The 3,083-nt window shown below is 55.4% G+C and carries 4 protein-coding genes; all 4 read right to left on the bottom strand.

Annotation, left to right across the window (positions count from 1 at the left end; all coding sequences use genetic code 11):
* Nucleotides 1-239: 239 nt before the first annotated feature.
* The 4 genes from NKI38_RS33240 to NKI38_RS33225 all read right to left on the bottom strand — a co-directional run bounded on the left by NKI38_RS33240 (nt 240) and on the right by NKI38_RS33225 (nt 2,889).
* Complete coding sequence (locus NKI38_RS33240) at nt 240-680, bottom strand: site-specific integrase (RefSeq protein WP_352665086.1); 441 nt, start codon at nt 678-680, stop codon at nt 240-242.
* Between the two features lie 151 nt (nt 681-831).
* Nucleotides 832-1,689 carry a class I SAM-dependent methyltransferase gene (locus NKI38_RS33235; protein ID WP_352665084.1) on the bottom strand — a complete coding sequence of 286 codons (858 nt, stop codon included), beginning with the start codon at nt 1,687-1,689 and terminating at the stop codon, nt 832-834.
* Between the two features lie 433 nt (nt 1,690-2,122).
* Nucleotides 2,123-2,539, bottom strand: coding sequence for an IS3 family transposase (locus NKI38_RS33230; protein ID WP_352665082.1), 417 nt, complete (start codon nt 2,537-2,539; stop codon nt 2,123-2,125).
* On the bottom strand, nt 2,539-2,889 hold the full coding sequence (locus NKI38_RS33225) for a transposase (RefSeq protein ID WP_352612007.1): 351 nt from the start codon (nt 2,887-2,889) through the stop codon (nt 2,539-2,541). Before NKI38_RS33225 ends, NKI38_RS33230 begins: the two co-directional genes overlap by 1 nt.
* Between the last annotated feature and the right edge of the window lie 194 nt (nt 2,890-3,083).

The raw sequence follows: 3,083 nt of genomic DNA, 5'->3' as shown, positions 1-3,083 counted from the left end.
CAGCCCCCATAAGCCGCCAATCCTGCAATCCAAAAGCCGCTATCCGCCTCAATCAACATGCCAGATCAACGGCTTGCGGATAGTTCACGGTCGACTGATTATATTTCGCTATTCGTTTCCGTGTTGCATGGAGCGCGTGGGAATACGCGGGAATCAACCGAACAGGACGGTTTCCATTTCGGCAATTTTGGCTCGGTCGTCGTCTTCGAATTTGAACAAATATCTATAAACGTAGTACGTCATCGCAAGTGGTGCGTGCCCCATGAGCGCTGCACCTTCTTGGCCTGTTCAATGAATAGCGCTGCCGCAGCGTACCGAAGGGCAATGAAGGCTGTATTGGCATCGAGGATAGGCTTGCCGTCCTTATTCTTCTCGCTGGCCGCTGCAGTGACGCCTGTCATCTGTGCTGGCCAGAAGACGCGGTGCAGAAGATTGGCGTGGCCTTCGATGTTTTCTCCGCCATTTGGGAAGACCATACCGTGCTCATCTTTTGGGGCAACCCTGCGCCATGCTTTAAGCATCGCGGCAGTGCTATCGGAGATCAGTATATCGCGCGTACCAGCGTCAGACTTTGGCGGTCCGAATTCGTCGTAACGATGGACGCGGCGGCGAACATGGATGACGTCGACGCCTAGCGCAAACCGCGTATCCGCTTCGCCGCCAAGGACAATGATATGCATGTGGAAAATAAACGATAGAAGCCGCTGCAAAGAACCGCAGAGAGGTAAGCTGTGCGAGTTCTCGCGCGCTGTCGGTCGACCGCGTTGCGCATCCTCAAGGAACTAGGCCATAGCGCAACCACAAACCAAGGACCAGACCTCCTATCCTGAATTACCGTTTACGCAGCACAGTAACACTCTGATCGACACGCGGCAGGTCTTCGGTGAAATCGACAAGCGCGTCGCCGAAGTGCTTCTTTAGATAGGCCAGCGGGATAAATGCCTCGCCAAAGAAACTTGGGGTCAGTTCCTCTGAGCCGCCGACAGGGTAAAATTGAAACTCCCCGGCATCATAAAGGCGGAGGATTTCATCGGGGTGCGGCATCATCTGTTTCAATCGACGAATGTGCTCGGCCAGGTTTGGAGGCGCCGCTTCTTCGTTCGCGTGCAGGTGTTGAAGGTGCCTAATGAAGTAGTGACCACGTGAGGTGAAAACGATATGGCCACCGGGGCGCAGCACCTCAAGAAAATATCCGATCCAGTCGAGGAAGTATTTCTCGGACAGATGAGAGAAAACCGAATACGCGAAAACGAGGTCCATGTCGTTGGGCAGGCCCGCGATCGGCGGAGGAGGCTCGTTGTGAATGGCGGTATAGGGCGCATTGGCATCCCTAAGCAGTTGGATCACAGAAGCTCGCGTTTCAGCGATGTAGATGTTCTGAGGTTTCGTATCCCTCAGAAACAAGCGACTGACACGGCCCCAACCGCCTCCGAAATCCAGAACCTTTGGCCGCCTGATTTTATCTAGCTGACATACGGATCGCATGTGGACGTAGAAGTCAAACGCCTGCCGCATATTGTTTTCGCCACTTAGCGCCGTGAAACTCACCTGCGCGTCATCGCTTGGTAGACTAGGAAGCGGTATCTTGTAGACCTCTCGCGCTTTTTCTGGCTCGAACTGGAGCGCAAACCAGTCCTGATCAGGAATCTTTTTCGGCGGAATAATGCTGTCTAGAATTCTTTGCAGCATGCCACCGTCTCCATTGTGTTGCTAAAGTACGAAATATTGCTCGTGTTGGCATAGAGCACGGCGGCGCGGACCTCGCAATAGCGTCTCACATCGATCAACCCGGCGCTCTCCCAAACGATCGAGACCAGAGCGCCAGGGCCGGAGATCTTCGTTGGAACTTCCAAGCGTCGAGGCAGACGACGGTTTGGCTCCGATCATTTGATAGATGCCATTTAGGTTGGCCCGGAGTTGATCAACTTCCATAGACAACTTCCGGCTCCTTCAACCAAGCATGCTATAATGAAAGTCATGCTTCATGGTTTCGGAAAAACCGCTGGTCGGCGTTCGTTCAAGCCTACTCTCTTCGGCGAGCCGGTACTAGGCGAGTTTTTGGTCGCAGCCTGACCGTTTCCGACCCGAGTTCCTAGAATCCACTTCGGCGAGCTTTTTTCTGCTAGAATGGGTTCACTGCGGCATAACCAACGACCTTGCGTGACCAGGCATCCAAAATGACCGCGACGTAGACGAAGCCCACCGCAATCGTCACGTATGTTATGTCGCTCACCCAGAGCTGATTCGGGCCGTCGGGTGTCACGTTCTTCGCCAAGTTCGGGAAGATCGGCAACTCGTGATCGCTGTCCGTAGTGGCGATAAAGCGCCGCCTGATCCTGGGCTGCAGATCGTGCTCGCGCATCAACCGTCTGATCTTCTTGTGGTTGACGACGATGCCGCGCTGCCGCAGCGCCGCCTGCATGCGGCGATAGCCGTAAGCTTCGAAGCTGTCGGAGATCTCACCCATCGTCTCGACGAGCGCTGTGTCATCCACGGCGGTTTCGGGCTGATCGTAGTAGGTTGATCGCGCGATCCCCATCAGCCGGCATCCTTCAGCGATGGAGACATCGCCGGGCCGGTGATCACGGATGTAGTCCCGCTTCTCGGACGTGGTGCGCTTTTCAGAGCCCCCTTTAGAAACTCAATTTCCAAGGCTTGCCGGCCTACCAGCCGCTCCAGCGCTGCGATCCGCGCCTCATAGGTCTGCATCGTGTCGGCCGCCGCCACGTCTTCGTCGAAGGAGCCAGCCTCGTATTTCTGAACCCAGATGCGGATCAGGTTACGCGGCAGTTCGTGCCGCTTGGCGAGACCATGCAGCGTCTCGCCGGACAGGAACTCCTGTGCTACCTGACGTTTGAACTCGATGCTGTGCGTGCGATAAGTCACCATGGGCTTCCATCCTTCGAAAGCCCGGCTTCCAAGTCAATTCTGCTTGTTCATCCTGTCCGGCCCGAGGGGCGCACTCCACACATGGGTAACACTTTTGGCTTTTGGCCGGAGGTGTTGATGCCGTGGAAAGAGTGTTCGGTGATGGAGGAACGTCTTCGTTTTGTGGCTCGTCTTCTCGACGGGGAAGGCATGAG

It is taken from the genome of Mesorhizobium sp. M0621 (genome assembly GCF_040320745.1).
In the GTDB taxonomy this organism is placed as follows: domain Bacteria; phylum Pseudomonadota; class Alphaproteobacteria; order Rhizobiales; family Rhizobiaceae; genus Mesorhizobium.
Note: the sequence above shows the minus strand (reverse complement) of the source record. Positions and strands in the feature narration are given on the sequence as shown.

What these genes read in the sequence shown, in the direction of transcription:
- NKI38_RS33225 (WP_352612007.1), bottom strand. Translation starts at nt 2,889, where the DNA reads ATGGTGACTTATCGCACGCACAGCATCGAGTTCAAACGTCAGGTAGCA.
- NKI38_RS33230 (WP_352665082.1), bottom strand. Translation starts at nt 2,539, where the DNA reads ATGGGGATCGCGCGATCAACCTACTACGATCAGCCCGAAACCGCCGTG.
- NKI38_RS33240 (WP_352665086.1), bottom strand. Translation starts at nt 680, where the DNA reads ATGCATATCATTGTCCTTGGCGGCGAAGCGGATACGCGGTTTGCGCTA.
- NKI38_RS33235 (WP_352665084.1), bottom strand. Translation starts at nt 1,689, where the DNA reads ATGCTGCAAAGAATTCTAGACAGCATTATTCCGCCGAAAAAGATTCCT.